Source organism: Enterococcus sp. 22-H-5-01 (genome assembly GCF_050310005.1).
GTDB lineage: Bacteria > Bacillota > Bacilli > Lactobacillales > Enterococcaceae > Enterococcus_A > Enterococcus_A hailinensis.
The window spans coordinates 739,681-759,202 of sequence record NZ_CP189993.1; the positions used below are offsets into that span (position 1 = coordinate 739,681).

At 38.6% G+C, this 19,522-nt stretch carries 17 protein-coding genes; 4 read left to right on the top strand and 13 right to left on the bottom strand.

Annotated elements, in window-relative coordinates:
* Window position 1: 1 nt before the first annotated feature.
* The 11 genes from ACQKTA_RS03675 to pcrA form a co-directional block, all read right to left on the bottom strand.
* Window positions 2-625: an HAD-IA family hydrolase gene (locus ACQKTA_RS03675; protein ID WP_427814230.1), complete on the bottom strand. Its 624-nt coding sequence runs from the start codon at window positions 623-625 to the stop codon at window positions 2-4.
* 30 nt (window positions 626-655) lie between these two features.
* On the bottom strand, window positions 656-1,324 hold the full coding sequence (locus ACQKTA_RS03680; RefSeq protein WP_427814231.1) for a 2,3-bisphosphoglycerate-dependent phosphoglycerate mutase: 669 nt from the start codon (window positions 1,322-1,324) through the stop codon (window positions 656-658).
* Window positions 1,325-1,374: 50 nt separating this feature from the next.
* Window positions 1,375-1,788 carry a hypothetical protein gene (locus ACQKTA_RS03685; RefSeq protein WP_332580085.1) on the bottom strand — a complete coding sequence of 138 codons (414 nt, stop codon included), beginning with the start codon at window positions 1,786-1,788 and terminating at the stop codon, window positions 1,375-1,377.
* 18 nt (window positions 1,789-1,806) lie between these two features.
* A complete protein-coding gene (locus ACQKTA_RS03690; RefSeq protein WP_010739029.1) occupies window positions 1,807-1,935 on the bottom strand; it encodes a hypothetical protein in 129 nt (42 codons plus the stop codon).
* A gap of 3 nt (window positions 1,936-1,938) precedes the next feature.
* Window positions 1,939-3,303, bottom strand: a complete 1,365-nt coding sequence (rlmD, locus tag ACQKTA_RS03695; protein WP_427814232.1) for a 23S rRNA (uracil(1939)-C(5))-methyltransferase RlmD — start codon at window positions 3,301-3,303, stop codon at window positions 1,939-1,941.
* 143 nt (window positions 3,304-3,446) lie between these two features.
* Window positions 3,447-4,460, bottom strand: a complete 1,014-nt coding sequence (locus ACQKTA_RS03700; RefSeq protein ID WP_332580083.1) for a diacylglycerol kinase — start codon at window positions 4,458-4,460, stop codon at window positions 3,447-3,449.
* 116 nt (window positions 4,461-4,576) lie between these two features.
* Window positions 4,577-6,007: an Asp-tRNA(Asn)/Glu-tRNA(Gln) amidotransferase subunit GatB gene (gene gatB / locus ACQKTA_RS03705; protein ID WP_407856193.1), complete on the bottom strand. Its 1,431-nt coding sequence runs from the start codon at window positions 6,005-6,007 to the stop codon at window positions 4,577-4,579.
* Entirely contained in the window at window positions 6,007-7,476 is a 1,470-nt protein-coding gene (gene gatA, locus ACQKTA_RS03710; protein ID WP_332580081.1) for an Asp-tRNA(Asn)/Glu-tRNA(Gln) amidotransferase subunit GatA, read from the bottom strand. Before gatA ends, gatB begins: the two co-directional genes overlap by 1 nt.
* The gene (gatC, locus tag ACQKTA_RS03715) at window positions 7,476-7,781 is read right to left on the bottom strand and encodes an Asp-tRNA(Asn)/Glu-tRNA(Gln) amidotransferase subunit GatC (protein WP_427814233.1); all 306 of its coding nucleotides are present in this window, start codon (window positions 7,779-7,781) and stop codon (window positions 7,476-7,478) included. Before gatC ends, gatA begins: the two co-directional genes overlap by 1 nt.
* 194 nt (window positions 7,782-7,975) lie before the next feature.
* Window positions 7,976-9,994, bottom strand: coding sequence for an NAD-dependent DNA ligase LigA (ligA, locus tag ACQKTA_RS03720; RefSeq protein WP_407856199.1), 2,019 nt, complete (start codon window positions 9,992-9,994; stop codon window positions 7,976-7,978).
* Window positions 9,995-10,039: 45 nt separating this feature from the next.
* Entirely contained in the window at window positions 10,040-12,289 is a 2,250-nt protein-coding gene (pcrA, locus tag ACQKTA_RS03725) for a DNA helicase PcrA (RefSeq protein WP_427814234.1), read from the bottom strand.
* 151 nt (window positions 12,290-12,440) lie between these two features.
* On the opposite strand from pcrA, the gene ACQKTA_RS03730 reads away from it, so the two are divergent.
* A complete protein-coding gene (locus tag ACQKTA_RS03730) occupies window positions 12,441-14,015 on the top strand; it encodes a ClC family H(+)/Cl(-) exchange transporter (RefSeq protein ID WP_427814235.1) in 1,575 nt (524 codons plus the stop codon).
* A gap of 8 nt (window positions 14,016-14,023) precedes the next feature.
* Here the strand turns inward: ACQKTA_RS03730 and ACQKTA_RS03735 are convergent, their stop codons facing one another.
* Window positions 14,024-15,484 (bottom strand): alpha-amylase, encoded by a 1,461-nt coding sequence (locus ACQKTA_RS03735; RefSeq protein ID WP_427814236.1) that lies wholly within the window; start codon window positions 15,482-15,484, stop codon window positions 14,024-14,026.
* A gap of 164 nt (window positions 15,485-15,648) precedes the next feature.
* Here ACQKTA_RS03735 and ACQKTA_RS03740 point away from each other — a divergent pair, with 164 nt between their 5' ends.
* Genes ACQKTA_RS03740 through ACQKTA_RS03750 form a run of 3 tightly spaced genes read left to right on the top strand, consistent with a single transcriptional unit; the run spans window position 15,649 to window position 19,288 of the window.
* A complete protein-coding gene (locus tag ACQKTA_RS03740; protein WP_407856196.1) occupies window positions 15,649-16,401 on the top strand; it encodes a DeoR/GlpR family DNA-binding transcription regulator in 753 nt (250 codons plus the stop codon).
* On the top strand, window positions 16,398-17,312 hold the full coding sequence (pfkB, locus tag ACQKTA_RS03745; RefSeq protein WP_427814237.1) for a 1-phosphofructokinase: 915 nt from the start codon (window positions 16,398-16,400) through the stop codon (window positions 17,310-17,312). The genes ACQKTA_RS03740 and pfkB overlap by 4 nt, the downstream gene beginning before the upstream one ends.
* A gap of 50 nt (window positions 17,313-17,362) precedes the next feature.
* Window positions 17,363-19,288 (top strand): PTS fructose transporter subunit IIABC, encoded by a 1,926-nt coding sequence (locus ACQKTA_RS03750; protein ID WP_332580149.1) that lies wholly within the window; start codon window positions 17,363-17,365, stop codon window positions 19,286-19,288.
* A 39-nt stretch (window positions 19,289-19,327) separates the two neighbouring features.
* Here the strand turns inward: ACQKTA_RS03750 and ACQKTA_RS03755 are convergent, their stop codons facing one another.
* The gene (locus ACQKTA_RS03755) at window positions 19,328-19,513 is read right to left on the bottom strand and encodes a hypothetical protein (RefSeq protein WP_407856457.1); all 186 of its coding nucleotides are present in this window, start codon (window positions 19,511-19,513) and stop codon (window positions 19,328-19,330) included.
* Between the last annotated feature and the right edge of the window lie 9 nt (window positions 19,514-19,522).

The following is a 19,522-nucleotide window of genomic DNA, read 5'->3' on the forward strand; positions in this document are numbered from 1 at the left end:
ACTAATTATAGCTTTCTGATGAAAAAATTTGTACCATTTCTTTTAAATTATTGATGAAATATGTCGCGTTGATGGCTTGATCAAAATGATCTAAATCAATGAAACACGTAGCCACATGTGCATTATTTCCCGCATCAATATCCAGTTCGCGATCTCCGATCATCACGGTTTGATCTCGGTCCATTTGATAGGTTTCAATCAAATAATTTAATGCCGTTGGATCAGGTTTTCTCGGAAAATTCGAATCACTTCCAATAATATCAACGATCAAATCTTCTAGCCCATCTCTTTTCAATAAATTCCAAGTTGATTCGACTGTCCGATGTGTCAAAATAAAATGTCGACCACCCATCGCTTGTAATTCTTCCAACATTTTTCTCGTTTCAGCAAATGGAAAAGAGTCTTTATTTTGTTTCGCTTCATAATCATGGTATTCACGATCAAAATCCGGCACTGGTAATTGCCAATCGATGATCATTTGGCGGATCGATTCTTCTTTGATCTTGCGATACACCATTTTTTCGTCTTTTTCGATCTTAAAATCTTTGAATGTTTTCATCAATGACTGCATCATGATCGGATATGTATCATACAATGTGCCATCAAAATCCCAAATAAAATTCATTGTCTACCCTTCTAAGTTAACATAATAATTTTATAAAATTTCTTTTTTGATAATTTCTAACCGTTCATTGAACGTATAGATCACTGGCGCTGCATTGGGAATGTCGATTTGATCGACTTGGTCAGTCGGGATCATCTCTAAAAATTGAACCAATGCTCGTAAACTATTTCCGTGCCCGCATACTAAAACCGTTTTATGATCCAACAGATTCGGCGCAATTTGATCTTGCCATAAGGGAATTACTCTTTGTGAGGTCATATGTAAGCTCTCCCCTTTTGAAATCAATCGCGGATCTAATTGATCGTACCGACGATCAAAATGATTGTCCACTGTTAATGGCGGAACTTCATCAAAATCGCGGCGCCATTTTTTTACTTGAGCAGCGCCAAATTCTTTTGCCATTTGGTCTTTATTTTTTCCGACTAGAGCTCCATAATGTCGCTCATTCAAACGCCACGTCTTGTATTCAGGAACAAAAGCTGCATCTGCTTCATATAAAATAGTTTCAGCCGTTTTAATCGATCGTTTCAAGACAGATTCAAAAGCAATATCGATGGTTAATCCGCTATTCTTTATTTTTCTACCAGCCAAACGAGCTTGTTCGATTCCTTTTTCAGTTAAATCGACATCTAGCCAACCAGTCCAATAATTTTCAAAATTTGCTTCACTTTCGCCATGTCTAACAATAATTAGTTCCATCATTTCACCTTCTCATAGTAAGAATAGCAGAAAAAGCCTAGTTTTAAAAACTAGACTTTTTTGACAAACTGCGTCTGGCAATTTTTACAAGTAACTTTTATTTTCCCTCTACCTTTTGGTGCACGCATTTTTTGTTTACATTCTGGACATTTGAAGTAACGATACGTTCCTTTTTTGCCCTTTAGAAAATCTTTTGTTCGTTCAATCAGTCGAATAAATTTCTGATTTTCATTACTCCGCGGATAGATTCGTTTTGAACAAAAACGATACAGGATCAAACCAAAAGCTATGATAGCTAAAATATTACCAATATAGAAAGGAATCCAGCGATCAACAATCAGCATCACTACCCAAAAAATCACCAACGCTTTATTGATTTGGTCAAATCGGCCGTAGCGACCGCGCATCAATTCCGCATACTTTTGATAATATTTCATCATTCGTTGCATCCAGATATTTCCCAATCGAAGATCGCTCCTTTATTACTTATTATAAATTTTTGGACCTTTACGCATATTTTTACGGTCATTTTTAGGCGTCTCCATTTTTTCTGAACGTCCGCCGCCTTGTTTCTTTTTGATTAGTTCTAACATTTTTTCTTTTTGATTCATTTTTTACACCGCCTTTACAAGTAGAGTCACTGATTCTACATGGTGAGTTTGCGGGAATAGATCGACTGGCTGAACTTTTACCGCATGGTAACCTAAATCTTCATATCTTCTAAGATCGCGAGCTAATGTTGCCGGATTGCATGAGATATAAATGATTTTGTCTGGATTAACCGCAGCTGATGCTTCGATGAATTTTTCATCCAAACCTTTACGTGGTGGATCCACAAAAACGACTGTCGGTTTGATACCCTCACGAGCCCAACGAGACATGATTTTTTCAGCTTTACCAATTTCATAATTGGCGTTTTTGATCCCATTTGTTTCAGCATTTGCTTTCGCATCTTCGATCGCTTGGGGAACGATTTCCATTCCATAAACATGTTCCACTTTATCTGCTAAAGATAATCCGATCGTTCCGATTCCACAATAGGCATCCACGACCACATCATCAGCTTTCAAATCAGCAAAATCAATTGCTGTTTGATACAATACTTCAGTTTGTTGGGTATTTACTTGATAGAACGATTTTGAAGAAATTCGGTACGTTTTACCTAGTAAAGTATCATCGATCGTGGCTTTTCCGTATAATACTTTTTCTTCGCGTCCCATAATGACATTTGTCTTCTCAGGATTGATATTTTGAATCACTGAAACCACTTCTGGCAATTCAGCGTGGATTGCTTCAGCAATATCGATTCCCTTAAAGAAACGTTCTGCACGAGTGACTAAGATGACCATCATTTCATGACTGTAATGACCACGGCGAATGACGATGTGACGGATAAAACCAGTATTTTCACGTTCATTATATGCCTTAACATTGAAACGTTGTAAAATATCACGCACTGCAAGAATTGCTTGATCAATCTTAGGATCTTGGATCAAATAATTTTCGATTGGTAGCAATACATGTGAATTTTTACGATAAAACCCAGTAGTTAATTTGTCGTTTACTTTTTGAACAGGGATTTGCGCTTTATTTCGGTATGCGAATGGATGTTCCATTCCTAAAGTTTCTGCTACTGATAATTCAGGTAATTTAGCAATTGATTTCAAAACTTTTTCAATTTGCTCTTGTTTGAAACGTAATTGATAGTCATATGTCATATGACTTAACGGCGCGATCCCACTTCTCAACAAGTCCAGATCTTTGACTTCTTGGCGTTCTGGATTTGCATTGAATCGTTCTACGACTTTTCCATAACCGAATTTTTTTCCGACTTTGACTGCTTTGATCGAAACTTCTTCGTTAGGAAGGGCATTTTCTACAAAAAGCGGGTAACCATCGATATGAGCGACACCCATTCCTTCATATGACAAATCATCGATCGTTACGGTATAGGTTTTATTTTTTTCTACTGTGGTCATTATATTCTCCTTCAAGGCTGATTTATACATTCTAATGAATTCTAGTTGAAAAAGCAAGATAATACTAGCTTTTCACATTTAAGACTTTTATAAATCTCTTTCAAAACAAAAACGTTTCTACCTCGGGCAGAAACGTTTTATTTTTACTCTTCAGAATCTTCGTCTTTGATTTTTTCAAATTCTTTGACAAGTTCAATTCCTGCTTCGCGTTCTTCGATTTCATTTTCGCCAATGATAGCTGATTCTTTGATTTCATCCGTATTGGCATAAAATTCAATATGCTGATGAAGATTTTCAAAATGCATTGGTGCATCGCCACCATATTCTCCATCCAAATTGATCATCATTTTTTTATCCGTATCTACTAAACTAGCCTTTAGGAAACTTGTTTTGACATACAAAACTTTTGAATCATTGACATGTTTCCCGCCATTTAATACCAACGTGATCAAACGAACGATTTCAAATAAGTTTGCCGTCTTGACAATGATCAAAGAAAATTTCCCATCATCTAATTTTGCATCCGGGGCAATCGTTTCAAAACCCCCGATTGAATTCGTTAATCCTAGGAAAAACATCGAAGCGTTACCTTCATATTCTCCTCCCTCATAAACCAATCGCATTTTAGTAGGCTTGATCCGCGGCAGCATCTCTGCACCTTTGACCAAGTAAGCTAAATACCCGAAAACACTTTTTAGTTCTGAAGGTACGTCATACGTCAACTCAGTTAATGATCCGCCAGCTGCAATATTGATAAAGTATGTATCTGCTGCTTTACCGATATCCATTTTAACAGTTTGTTGTTTTTGAATAACTTCGGCTGCAGCTTTTACATTATTACGAGGGATCTTTAAAGCTCGCGCGTAATCATTAGTCGTTCCTGCTGGGATGATCGCCATTTTAGGGCGATGTTCTAATCCGGCGATGCCATTGACTACTTCGTTGATCGTACCATCTCCGCCTGCAGCAACGATCAAATCAAAACCTGCCTTTGCAGCTCGAGTAGCTTCTGTTTTTGCTGAATCAGGCACTGGAGTCGTAGCAAAGGCACTAGCTTCATAGCCTGCTTTTTCGATAGCAATTAGAATATCTGCTAAATTGTTACGCATGATTTCTTTTCCAGATACTGGATTATAAATCAGTCGTGCTTTTTTCATAATCGAACTCCTTGCTGTTATAGAATTTACATTTACCGAAAACAATAGAAATTCCCGTCATAGATTATTTTACTAAAATACGACGGGAAATAACAATAGCTACTATTGATTTCTTTCTAGCGTTTAGCTAATTCTTCTTGCAACAATTTGTTCACAACACCTGGATTGGCTTTTCCTTTAGTTGCTTTCATGATTTGACCAACCAAGAAACCAACGGCACGGTCTTTACCATTTTTAAAGTCTTCAACAGATTGTTCATTGTTATCAAGTACTTCATTGATCATTGGTAAAAGTTGTGCTGGATCTGATAATTGAACCAAGCCTTTTGCTTCAACGACTTGTTTCGCATCGCCACCATTTAAGATCAATTCACGGAAGACTTTTTTCGCAATTTTAGAACTGATTGTTCCATCAGCGATCAATTTGATCATTCCGGCTAAATTGTTCGGTGTTAATTTTGTTTCAGCTAATTCAAGTTTTTCGCTGTTCAAGTAGGCAGAGACTTCACCCATCAACCAGTTAGAAGCTTGTTTTGCGTCAGCTCCTTCTTTTAATGTTTCTTCAAAGAAATCTGACATTTCACGACTCAATGTTAAGACCATTGAATCATATTCAGGTAATCCTAAATCATTCACATAACGTTCGCGACGTGCTGCTGGTAATTCGGGTAATGATTCGCGGACTTCTTCGATCCATGAATCAGCAATTTCAAAACGTGGAATATCTGGCTCTGGGAAGTAACGGTAATCACTAGAGCCTTCTTTGACACGCATCAAGATTGTTTTGTTTGTTCCTTCATCGTAACGACGTGTTTCTTGTTGGATCGTACCGCCTGAAAGTAAGACTTTTGTCTGACGTTGAACTTCAAAGGTCAAACCTTTTTTAACAAAGCTGATTGAGTTCAAGTTTTTCAATTCGGTTTTTGTTCCAAATTCTTCTTGACCGTAAGGACGTAAAGAAATATTGGCATCACAACGCATTGAACCTTCTTCCATTTTTACATCGCTGACGCCTGTAAATTGGATAATTGAACGTAATGCTTCAAGATAAGCATTTGCTTCTTCTGGAGAACGCATATCTGCTTCTGAAACGATCTCGATCAATGGCGTACCTTGACGGTTTAAATCGACATAAGAATAGCCGCCGATTCCATGCATGTTTTTACCTGCATCTTCTTCAAGATGGACACGTTCGATCCGGATTTTTTTCTTCTTACCATTTACATCGATTTCGATCCAGCCATCATGACCGATTGGTTCGTCGAATTGAGAGATTTGGTATGCTTTGGGATTATCTGGATAAAAATAGTTTTTACGGTCAAAGTGCATATCTTTAGAGATTTCACAGTTCAACGCAAGTGCTGCACGCATTCCAAATTCGATAGCTGTTTTATTCATAACTGGTAAAACACCTGGATAGCCCCAGTCAATAATATTTGTATTTGTATTGGCTTCCGCACCAAAGTGAGCGGGCGCTGGTGAGAAGATTTTAGAGTTTGTTTTTAATTCTACATGGACTTCAAGCCCAATAACTGTCTCTAAATTCATTATTTGTCTCCCCCTAAAATCACTGGTTTTTGTTTATGGAAATCAGTTGCTTGTTCAAAAGCATAAGCTGCTTTATACATTGTTGATTCATCGAAATGTTTACCGATGATTTGTAATCCGACAGGAAGTCCTTCTGAAAAACCAGCCGGTACAGACATCCCTGGAAGCCCAGCTAAGTTTACTGGAATCGTCAAGATATCATTTAAGTACATTGTGATTGGATCATCGATATTTTCACCGATTCCAAATGCAACGGTTGGTGAAGTTGGGCCAATGATCAAATCATAATCAGCAAAGACTTTATCAAAGTCCTGTTTGATCAACGTACGGACTTGTCCAGCTTTTTTGAAGTACGCATCGTAGTAGCCTGCTGATAATGAAAATGTTCCTAACATAATACGACGTTTTACTTCATCGCCAAAACCTTCTGTACGAGTATTTACATAAACATCTTCTAAGTTTTGAACGTCTTCTGAACGGAAGCCATAACGAATACCATCAAAACGTTGTAAGTTTGAACTAGCTTCAGATGACGCGATAATGTAGTAAACTTCTACTCCGTATTTAGAATGTGGTAAACTAACTTCTTCAACAGTTGCACCTAATGCTTTGAATGTTTCAACTGCTTTTACGATAGCCGCTTTTACGCCTGGTTCAATTCCTTCAGCCATAAATTCTTTTGGCAAGGCAATCTTCATACCTTTGATATCTCCAGTTAAACCAGCTGCAAAATCAGGGACAGCTGTATTTGCCGAAGTACCATCTTTAGGGTCATACCCACTGATAGCATTCAATGCTAAGGCATTATCTTTAACTGTACGAGTAAATGGACCGATTTGATCTAGAGATGATGCAAAAGCAATCAAACCAAAACGTGACACTCGGCCATAAGTCGGTTTCAAACCAACGATTCCATTGAACGCTGCTGGTTGACGGATACTACCACCTGTATCGCTACCTAGTGAAACAGGAACTTCACCGGCTGCAACTGCGGCAGCTGAACCACCTGAAGAACCACCGGGAACTTTTGTTTGATCCCAAGCGTTTTTCGTATTTTTGAAATAAGAAGTTTCGCTTGAACTACCCATTGCAAATTCATCCATGTTTAGTTTACCGACTGGAATCAAGTCTGAACCATACACTTTTTCCATGACAGTCGCGTCATAGATTGGATTGAAATTTGATAAGATTTTAGAAGCAGCTGTAGTTAAGATCCCTTTTGTCACGATATTGTCTTTGATTCCGATTGGAATACCCGCCATCGCATTTTCTTCAGTGATCCCTTTAGCATCGATTGCTTTAGCTAAATCCATTGCTTTTTCTTCATTCAAAGTAATAAATGCATCGATATCTTTTTCTGTTTCTTTGATACGAGCATACGTTTCGCTTGTTAGATCAGTTGCTGTGATTTCTTTTGAAACAAGCAGACTGTGTAATTCTTCAATCGATTTATCATATAATTTTTCCATTACGCACCAGCCTCTCCATTGTCGATGATTGCCGGAACTTTAATGAAACCATCTTCACTTTCCGGTACATTTTCCATCAATTCATCACGTGACCAGCCAGGTGCAGCTACGTCTTCGCGCATAACATTGATTAATGCTGAAACATTAGAAGTAAATGGAACACCTTCCGTATCTACCGCTTCTAATTGTTCAACCATATCGATTATTTTCCCTAATTGATCGGTAAAGCCGGCCAATTCATCATCTGAAAAAGAAAGTTTCGCAAGTTTTGCTACATGTTTGACTTGTTCTTCATTGATTGCCATAATATCCCTCTTTCTTTCGTCAATTTTAAATCATTCTATCATATCTTTATTAGGATTCACGTTTTTTTCTTGAAATTTTTTGAAAAATTGTACAATTCAAAAAAATAATCAGAAAAACGTAATTTTGTCTAGCACGACGCTTTTTATAATACCCGTTCGTTAACGCTAGCGTCAATCATCTTCTAAAAAAAATGTTAATTTGAGTAACTTTCTTCAATTGCATCGATCATTTGCCGTTCATTCCATACTTCGATACCCAGACTTTCTGCTTTTGTAAGCTTGCTGCCGGCATCTTCTCCAGCAATCACTAGATCCGTTTTTTTAGAAACACTTCCGGTGACTTTTCCGCCGAGATTTTGAATTTTTTCTTTTGCTTCTTCGCGATTATAATCGATCAATTTACCGGTCAAAACGATTGTTTTATCTTTAAACGGTGACTCCACTTCTGCTAATTGACTCGCGCGAATTCCTTTATAGGTTAAATTCACTCCGCGATCTGCTAGTTCTTGCATCAATTCGTGGACTTCCTCGTTCTCAAAATAAGTCACCACACTATCCGCAATTGTTTCACCGATCGTATTTAGATTGACGATTTCTTCTTTGGTCGCTTGACTAATAGTGGCTAGATCCCCAAAATGTTCGGCTAAAATCCCAGCCGCTTTCGCACCGACATGTCTGATCCCTAAACCAAAAATCAAGCGTTCCACTGAATTTTCACGACTAGCATCGATAGCATTCAAAATGTTTTCGGCTGATTTATCCTTGATTTTATCTAAAGTCAATAATTGTTCTTTTTCTAGACTGTAAAGATCAGCAACGTCTGAGACCAAGCCCTTATCAAACATTTGCGCCAATACGCGCGGACCCAATCCGTCAATATTCATCGCGTTGCGAGAAACAAAGTGACTTAATCCTTCTTTGATCTGCGCTGGACATTTTGGATTGATGCAGCGCAGCGCTACTTCTTCATCCAGATGAACCAGTTCACTCTCACAAATTGGACAATGAGTTGGAACAGGATAGGATTGACTATCTTCTGGACGCTTTTCTAAAATCACCCGAGCAACTTCAGGAATAATATCTCCCGCTTTATAAACTAAGATCGTATCATTCAAGCGAATATCTTTTTTCTCAATATAATCACTATTATGCAGGCTTGCACGGCTAACAGTTGTGCCAGCTAAACGTACGGGTTCCATAATTGCTGTAGGTGTCAATACTCCAGTCCGTCCAACTGTCCAATCGATATCGAGCAATTTCGTCTGCTCTTCTTCCGGCGGAAACTTATAAGCTGTCGCCCAGCGTGGCGCTTTGACTGTGAAACCTAGTTCATCTTGTAATGAAAATTCATTGACTTTAATGACGATCCCATCGATTTCATAAGGAAGATCTTCCCGCGTTTCGTGGAACCGCTCTATGTATTCCCATACCTCTTCGATTGTCTCACATACTTGATGTTCAGGATTTGTCCGAAATCCTAACCGCGCCATTTCATTCAATGCATGATCTTGCGTAGTCGATTCTAAGGGTCCAAAATCAGCGAGTGTATATAAGAAAGTGCTCAAATTTCTTTGAGCTGCAATTCGCGTATCTAATTGCCGTAAACTACCTGCAGCCGCATTCCGTGGATTAGCAAATACTTCTTTACCTGCTTCTTCTCGTTGTTGATTCAATTTTACAAAAGAAGCTTTGGGCATATAGCATTCTCCACGTACTTCGATTGAGAGCGGTTCTTTTAAGCGCAACGGAATTGATTTGACCGTTTTTAAATTTTCAGTGATATTTTCTCCTACAGAACCATCGCCCCGAGTTGCGCCTTGAACAAAAACACCTGCTTCATATTTCAAAGAAATGGATAATCCATCAATCTTTAATTCACAGCAATAAGAAACAGCCTGTCCTAGCGCTTTTTTTACCCGTTCATCAAAGGCAATCAACTCTTCTTTACTGAACACATCATTCAAACTATACAACGGGATCGTATGAACAACTTTCTCAAAACCCGCTAAAACTTTCCCTCCTACTCGTTGAGTTGGAGATTCTGGTGTGATCAAATCGGGATAATCCGTTTCGATTGCGACAAGTTCATGATATTTTTTATCATAAACAGCATCTTCAACAGAAGGTTGATCTTGCACATAGTACTCATGGGCATATTGATTCAATTCTACTCGAAGTTCTGCTGACCGTTTTTCGGCATCTTGGAATGTCATGGGTTCCAAAGAAAATCCCTCCTATTTTATTTATTGACTAATTGATTAGATTTTTTCGATTGGGGCAAAAGCAGCCAATAACCGTTTGACTCCTTGTTGTGGAAATGCAATATCTAATTCAACATCTTTTGAGCTGCCACTCACTTTCACAACAGTCCCTGTGCCCCATTTTTTATGTTGGACTTTATCGCCTGGATTCCAATTTTCGTTTTCTCCGCCAGAAGCGGTTTTGTTGGTCATTGGTTCGCGAGTTGCGTGCTGATATTTAGCTTTCATCGTATTTTGATACGAATTTGTACTATTAAAAACAGCCGCTTTTTGTTGTGGTTGGATACCAATGGGATTCAACAAACTTTCATCGATTTCTGCTACAAAACGTGAAGGTTGATTGTATTGAGTTTTCCCATAAAGAGTTCTTGAAAAGGCATTCGTCAAGTATAAACTTTCTTCTGCTCGGGTGATGCCCACATAAGCTAAGCGTCGTTCTTCTTCCAACTCAGACTCTTCCATCAATGAACGAGATAACGGGAAGATTTTTTCTTCCATCCCAATTAGAAAGACGATTGGAAATTCTAACCCTTTTGCCGCATGTAGCGTCATCAAAGTAACTTGGGCACTTTCTTCTTGGTAGTCGTCTAAATCAGAAACCAAAGCCAAGTCATTTAAGAAGACCGCCAATTTTTCTTCGGGTGCTTCCGCGTCTTCTTCTGCTTGAGCTGCGTTACGTTTATCGAATTCTTGGGTTACTGAACGGAATTCTTCCAAGTTTTCTAGTCGTGACTCTGCTTCTAACGTTCGTTGATTTTTCAATTCATCTAAGTAGCCTGTTCGTTCTAAAACTTGATCGACTAGATCTGTAACTGGAAGGTAAGCAATCATCTCTTGAAATTGGGTGATCATTGCGCCAAATTCACCGATCATACGGCCGGCTTTACCTGAAATATTTGCCAAATCGACATTTTGGGCTGCTTCTACCATTGACCAGTCATGCATTTGAGCAAAATTTCGTAATTTTTCAACTGATGCCGCACCGATTCCACGTTTTGGCGTATTAATGATTCGTTCAAAGCTAACACCATCACGGGGATTATTGATGATATTCAAATACGCGATAATATCCTTAATTTCTTTACGATCATAGAACTTATGTCCGCCGACCATCGTATAAGGTACATTTGATTTCACTAATGTATCCTCGATCACCCGTGACTGAGCATTGGTTCGATAAAGAACCGCAAAATCATTATAACTACGATTATTGGCTTGAATTTCTTCTTTGATCCGACTCACGATAAATTGCGCTTCATCACGTTCACTGTCTGCACGATAATACGTAATTTGGTCCCCGGCTTGGTTGTCTGTCCAAAGATTCTTGTCACGGCGATTGCTATTGTTTTTGATCACTTGATTTGCGGCATCTAAAATGCTTTTAGTCGAACGATAATTTTGTTCTAATAAGATGACTACAGCATCATTATAGTCTTTTTCAAAGTCTAAAATATTTTGCATATCGGCACCGCGCCAACCGTAAATACTTTGATCAGCATCACCAACGACACAAAGATTACGAAAACGCGCTGCTAACATATTGACCAAAGTGTATTGGGCATGGTTCGTATCTTGATATTCATCAACATGCAAATAATGAAATTTATTTTGATAATAAGTTAAAACATTCTCGTTTTCTTCAAATAAACGAATCGTATTCATGATCAAATCATCAAAATCCATGCTCTGATTATTTCTTAACGCTTTTTGATAAGCATCATAACAACGAGCAACGATTTCTTCAAAAAATGAACCTTGGCGTTCTGCATACGTTTCTGGCGTCAGCAATTCATTTTTTGCATTACTGATACTGCCTAAAATCGAACGCGGATCATATTTTTTAGGATCGATATTTAAGTCTTTCAAAATCCGCTTCATCAATGTCAATTGATCCGATCCATCTAAGATCGTAAAATTCCGATCATAGCCGATCGCATCAACATCGCGTCTTAAAATACGCACACACATTGAGTGAAAAGTAGAGACCCAGACGTCTTCTCCTCCTTGACCTAAAATACCGTTCACACGTTCTTTCATTTCTCGTGCTGCTTTATTCGTAAATGTGATCGCTAAGATATTCCATGGATTTACATTCTTTTCTTCTATTAAATAAGCAATGCGATGTGTTAAAACTCTCGTCTTTCCACTTCCCGCTCCAGCCATAATCAATAACGGTCCTTCGGTATGAAGCACCGCTTCTTTTTGTTTAGGGTTTAGTCCTGCTAACAATTCTTGCTTGCTTGGCATGCAAAACGTCCTTTCTCTATTCAATCTTTTTTATTATAGCATCTAAGAAAGTTTCGCGACACTAGCAACAATTCATAAAAACGAATTCATTGATTCCTTCTTGAATTAAAAAAAAAACGCGCTACATTTATTAAGATACGGAGGAGAAACAATGGAAAAAGAACATGAAATCAAACGCTTGGACAGCACGAAAGTCATTTTTATTTTAAAAGGCATCCTGATTGGAGCACTTGCTGGAATCATTGTCAGCTTATTTCGGTTAGCAATTGAAAAAACGATGGAATTGACCGTATCGATCTATCTTTGGTTCCACGACAATCCACTATGGATGATTCCTTGGACTGTCTTGATGCTGTTTTTTGCTTTTATTATCAGTCGCTTGATGCAGTCTGAAAAAAATATCAAAGGCAGCGGTATTCCTCAAGTCGAAGGCGCTTTGCAGGGCGATATTAAATTGAATTGGTTTTCCATCTTATGGAAAAAATTTATCGGAGGTATTTTATCCGTTGGTTCTGGATTATTTTTAGGTCGTGAAGGCCCATCGATTCAATTAGGTGCTATGGTCGGACAAGGTTTTAGTGAATTCACCCATACGACTACCTCCGAAAAGAAAATTTTTATTTCTAGTGGGGCAGCTGCTGGATTAGCTGCTGCGTTTAACGCGCCTATCGCTGGGCTATTATTCGTGATCGAAGAAGTCCATCATCATTTTTCTCCACTGATTTGGTTGACCTCATTGACCGCTGCTCTAACTGCAAACCTTGTTTCTTTAAATTTTTTTGGGTTACAGCCCGTTTTATTTATTGCCGACGTTCCTTTTTACCCATTGAAAGACTATGGTTGGCTCGTTTTATTAGGCATTGTTTTAGGTGTGTTGGGTTATCTTTATCAAAAAGTCTTATTAGCTTTACCAAAATGGTATCGTTGGACTCATCTACCCGAATCCTTTTATAGCATCGTTCCATTTTTATTGATCATTCCGATTGGTTACTTCTTCCCTCATTATCTAGGTGGCGGAAATCAAATCGTTTTAGCCCTTGGTGAGCATAATTTTTCATTATCACTCTTAGTGTTCCTTTTTTTATTACGTTTTATTTTTTCTATGATTTCATATGGCGCCAATCTCCCTGGTGGAATTTTCTTACCTATCTTAACTTTAGGCGCTTTGATCGGTGCGCTTTATGGTACAGTCTTGAATCAACTATTCGGAATCGATACGGATTTAATCAAAGATTTTGCAATTTTTGCGATGGCTGGATATTTTACTGCCATTGGAAAAGCTCCTCTAACTGCGATTATCTTAGTTACTGAAATGGTTGGAAATATCACCCATTTGATGCCCTTAGCAGTTTGCTCATTGACTGCATATGTGATCAATGATTTATTAGGCGGAAATCCTATTTATGAATCTTTATTAGAACGTCTCGTAAAAGGTCATTTGCCAAGTATCACTGGAAATAAAACCATTATTGAATTTCCAGTTGCAGCTGAAAGCACCCTCGATGGAACCATGGTACGCGATTTTAATTGGCCGAAAGAAATGCTTTTAGTCTCTATTCGTCGAGGTTCCAATGAAATGATTACCCACGGTGACACTGTGATGAAAGTTGGCGATCTTTTAATGATCCTAACCGATGAAGAGTATACTAAAAAAATCAAAACTTTGATTTCTCAGCGTTCTCATCCAGCCATCGCAAGAAAACAAGAAAAAGCAATAAGGGAGTGAGCTTAGGCTCACTCCCTTATTTTATTTGCTAATTTTTCATTGATATAAACAGAAACTTGACCATCATTTACTGGGAAGACTCCCTGACCATTTTCATCTAAAGTAATCTTAGCATCATTGTTACCTAGAATATCGACAAAAGTCTCTCCTTCATGGATCGCACTGATCGTCATCTGTTTCTCGCCGCCCTGACTATTTGTCATAATGACTGCCATGCCAGATTCCGCTTGCTCAAAATCACCGGTGCAAGTCCAACCAATAATGTCTGGATCGTCGAAATAATCAACTTGCCCCCCGAATGTTAATTGTTCTCTTAAACGTAATATGGATATCAGTCCTTCTCCGACCGCTTCTGATTTTTCAGTTCCATAAAGATCCCCCCAGAAAACAACCGGTGTTCCTTCATTACGTAATAAAATCAAACTGTAAGCCTGTAATTTAAACCAGCCCTCGACCCAAGATTCTAAACTTTGACCTTGTTGTGTATCATGATTATCGACAAAGGTGACTGCCCAATCAGGACGCGTTTCAAGCAGTGTTCCAGCAAACAGCTTACGCATATCAAACTCACCCATCGTTGAGGCTGCTTGGAAAAGATTAAAATGCAGCGGGACATCAAATAATGAAATCAAATTTCCGGATGAATCTAAATACTCTTGCAGTTTGTCTAGTTCATCTGACCAGTATTCTCCGACTACAAATAATTCCTCGGCTTTTTCTTCACGACGATGTAAAAGCCAATCAACAAATAAATCAAACCGGATATGTTTCACTGCATCTAATCGATAACCATCGACGTCGGTCAGCTCTTGGTACCATTTTCCCCATTGATCTAATTGATCAACCGTTTCTGGATTAGTCATATCCAAGTTACAACCCATCAAATAATCAAAGTTTCCATTTTCATCATCGACTTGAGGCTCCCACCCCTTATCAGCAAAATTGAAAATCGCATGATCTTTGTTTCTAGCATCGTAATCGACACCAGAAAAGTTCTTCCATGTCCATTGATACTCATTATATTTTCCATTTCTTCCTGGAAAAGTAAATTTTGTCCAAGCCACGATTTGTTCTTCATCCCCAGCAGGTTTTGTCCGATCATCGAATTCATAGGCCACAGCAGAAACTTCTTCTGTTTCATCTGCCCCCATAAAATGGTCAAATACAATATCTGCATAAACTTTTATCCCAGCTTTTTTTAAAGTACGAATACTTTCTAAATACTCATCCTTAGTTCCATATTTTGTTTTTACGGAACCTTTTTGATCAAACTCACCTAAATCATATAAATCATAAGTGCCGTAACCAACATCATTGGCGCCTTCAGATCCTTTGTAAGCTGGCGGTAACCAAATGGTATTGATCCCAAATCCTTTTAACTCTTCTGCTTTTTCAGCTAAATTTTTCCAATGTGTGCCATCAGCTGGAAGATACCATTCAAACCCTTGTAAAATTGTTTGTTTTTTCATAGCTTTCACCTCGTTTTCTGATTACTATCATACCTAATATTTACAATACTACCTAGTAAGATGATTAGCTTATATTCTTTTGAATGTTTTTGATTGATTATGAATGTTTATGGTTGAAAACTAAAATAAAATATGCTAATATTTCAGATGAAGGAGGATTGAAAATGCTTACAGAGGAACGACATCAAAAAATACTTGAATGGTTAGAACGTGACGGATTAGTTAAATCACATGACTTAGTCAATTGGTTGGACGCTTCTGAATCAACCGTAAGACGCGATTTGCAAGAACTGGAAGATCTCGGTTTACTCGAACGAGTCCACGGTGGAGCAAAGCGCCCTCAACATTTGGAACAAGAACTTGGAATGATAGAAAAATCATCCAAAAACGTTCAACAAAAACAATTGATTGCACAATTTGCTGTTGAAACGATCCATGAAGGCGATGTGATCTATCTAGATGCCGGAACGACTACTTCTGAAATGGTTCCTTTTCTAAAACAACGAACTGTGACTGTCGTGACTAATTCCGTTGGCCTTGCTGCTCATTTAGTGGAAGCACAGATTGCAACAATTGTTTTGGGCGGGCGAATTAAGCTTACTACCGATGCGATCATTGGTTCGCAAGCAATCGAACAATTAAAACAGTATCGCTTCAATAAAGTTTTCATGGGAATGAACGGCGTAGATCCTATCAGTGGCTACTCCACTCCAGATCCAGAAGAAGCTATTTTGAAACGAACAGCGATCCAGCAATCCGAAGAAGCTTACGTTCTGGTAGATCACAGCAAATTTAATCAAACAAGTTTTGTCAGTGTCGCTCCATTGTCAGCAGCTTCAATCCTCACCGATACCTGTCCTTTGGTTATCCATGATCAAATCACAGAAAAAACTACCTTGAAGGAGGTTTCTGTATGATCTATACAGTGACACTTAATCCATCGATCGACTATATCGTACATGTTGATCAATTAGAAATCGGCGATGTGAATCGCATGAAAAATGACTTTAAATTACCTGGCGGAAAAGGCATCAACGTTTCTCGAATTTTGAAGCGAATCGATAATACTTCAACAGCTTTAGGCTTTTTAGGTGGCTTTACCGGCACTTTCATTAATGATTGGATGCAACGTGAAGACATCGAGACAAATTTTACAACTGTATCTGATGACACACGAATCAACATTAAATTAAAAGCCGGCGAGGAAACAGAAATCAATGGCCAAGGCCCAACAGTTTCAGAACAAGAAATGGCTGAACTAAAAAAAGTCCTTAGCCACCTTGAGGCCACTGATATCGTTGTTTTATCTGGTAGTAAACCAGCGAGTGTTCCTACAGGCTTCTATCAAGAATTGATCAAGATTATCAAAGCCCAAGGTGCTTCATTTGTCATCGATACAACTGGCGCTGATTTAATGGATGCTTTAGAAAAAAATCCACTGCTTGTTAAACCTAATAACCATGAGTTGGCTGAACTTTATCAAACAACCTTTACATCTGTTGAAGATATTTATCCCTTCGGGCAACGCTTATTAGATGAAGGTGCTCAATATGCCTTAGTTTCAATGGCTGGCGATGGCGCCTTGCTATTCACTCAAGATGGAGTTTATCGTTCAAATGTTTTAAAACGAACAGTTAAAAATTCTGTTGGTGCTGGTGATTCAATGATCGCTGGTTTTGTCGGAAACTATACAAAAACGCAGGATCCTGTTGAAGCATTCAAATGGGGTGTCGCTTGCGGAAGTGCAACTACCTTCTCAGACGACTTAGCAACTGCTGAATTTATTCAAGAATTATTACCAGAAGTGGAAATCTCAAAAGTAAAATAATGAAGATTTTTATTCTGTAAAAATTATCAAACAATAATGGAGGAACAATGATGGATATCAAAGATCTATTGATTAAAGATGCCATGATCATGGATTTGCAAGCGACAACTAAAAAAGCTGCGATCGATGAAATGGTACAAAAAATGTATGACGCTGGCCGTATTTCTGACATTGATGTATATAAAGAAGGTATTTTGAATCGTGAAGCTCAAACTTCAACCGGTTTAGGCGACGGAATTGCAATGCCACATGCAAAAAATAGTGCTGTTAAAGAAGCTACTGTTCTATTTGCTAAAAGCAATTCAGGTGTCGACTATGAATCATTAGATGGTCAACCAACTTATCTATTCTTTATGATTGCTGCTCCTGAAGGGGCAAACGACACTCACTTACAAGCTTTAGCTGCCCTTTCAAGACTTTTGATTGATCCTGATTTTGTAGCAAAATTAAAATCAGCGGAAACTCCTGAACAAGTTCAAGCAACGTTTGACGAAGCGGAAAAAGCTAAAGAAGCAGAAGAAAAAGCGGAGGCTGCACAAGAAGCCGCTGCTGCATCAGTTAAAACTTCAGATCGTCGATACATCGTTGCAGTTACTGCCTGCCCAACCGGAATTGCTCACACTTATATGGCTGAAGATTCATTGAAGAAAAAAGCCAAAGAAATGGGTGTGGATATCAAAGTTGAAACAAATGGTTCAGAAGGAATCAAGCATCGCTTGACCGCTGAAGATATCGCTCGTGCAGATGGCGTTATTGTTGCTGCAGATAAAAAAGTCGAAATGAATCGTTTCAATGGCAAAGAACTAGTTAATCGTCCTGTTAGCGACGGCATTCGTAAGCCTGAAGAATTGATCAACTTAGCATTAAGCGGTTCAGCTCCAATTTATCATGGTGACGGTGAAGCTTCATCAAGCGAGGAAAAAAGTGACAACGGAACAGTCGGACAACGTATCTATAAAGATTTAATGAACGGTGTTTCACACATGCTTCCATTTGTCATCGGCGGCGGTATCATGATCGCTCTTTCATTCATGATCGACCAATTTATCGGTGTCCCTCATTCTGAACTTGCAAATTTAGGTAACTATAATCAAGCGGCTAGCTGGTTCAATCAAATCGGTAGTGCTGCCTTTGGATTTATGCTTCCTGTTTTAGCTGGTTTCATTGGTTCAAGTATCGCTGACCGACCTGGTTTAATTGCTGGTTTTGCAGCCGGTGCATTAGCGAACACAGGTGGGGCTGGTTTCCTTGGTGCATTAGTTGGTGGATTTATCGCTGGTTATGTCATCATTTTCTTGAAGAAACTTTTCAAAAACTTACCTAAATCACTTGAAGGAATCAAGGCAATTCTTTTCTATCCATTCTTTGGATTACTGATTACTGGATTTTTGATGTTGCTAGTTAATGTTCCTATGAAAGCAATTAATGATGGCTTGAACGGTTTCTTAACAGGTCTTAGCGGTTCCAATGCTATTTTACTAGGTGCATTACTTGGTGGGATGATGGCTGTCGATTTAGGCGGTCCAATCAATAAAGCAGCGTATGTCTTCGGTACTGCAACCCTTGCTTCGAGCGTTGCTCAAGGCGGATCAATCGTGATGGCGGCTGTTATGGCCGGCGGTATGGTTCCTCCATTAGCAATCTTCGTTGCTACTCGCTTATTCAAAAATAAATTTGAACAAAGTCAAGTTGATGCTGGTCTTACTAATATCGTTATGGGACTTTCCTTTGTAACAGAAGGTGCGATACCATTTGCAGCTGCTGACCCAATCCGTGTCATTCCAAGTTTCGTTGTCGGTTCAGCATTAGCTGGTGGTTTAGTCGGCGCATTCGGCATTAAATTATTAGCTCCACATGGTGGTATCTTCGTCGTCTTACTATTGAGCCACCCACTACTTTATCTTGTCTTTATTGCAATCGGTGCTATCGTTTCAGGTGTCATCTATGGTTTGATCAAAAAACCTGCTGCAAAATAATTCAAATAAAAAAAGCACTCTCAGTTGAGAGTGCTTTTTTTATAACCAACGATCCTTCCGACGAACACGAACAACTTGAGGTTTGGGCTTGAAAGAATATAAAATCATACCGACAAAAAAAACTGCGATTGCTAAAGGAATTTGTAAAGATGCTAGCGGCAAGGCAAAAATCATTGCAACGATCAACATACAACTACCCATTATTTTGATATATTTCCAATCCATAATAACTCT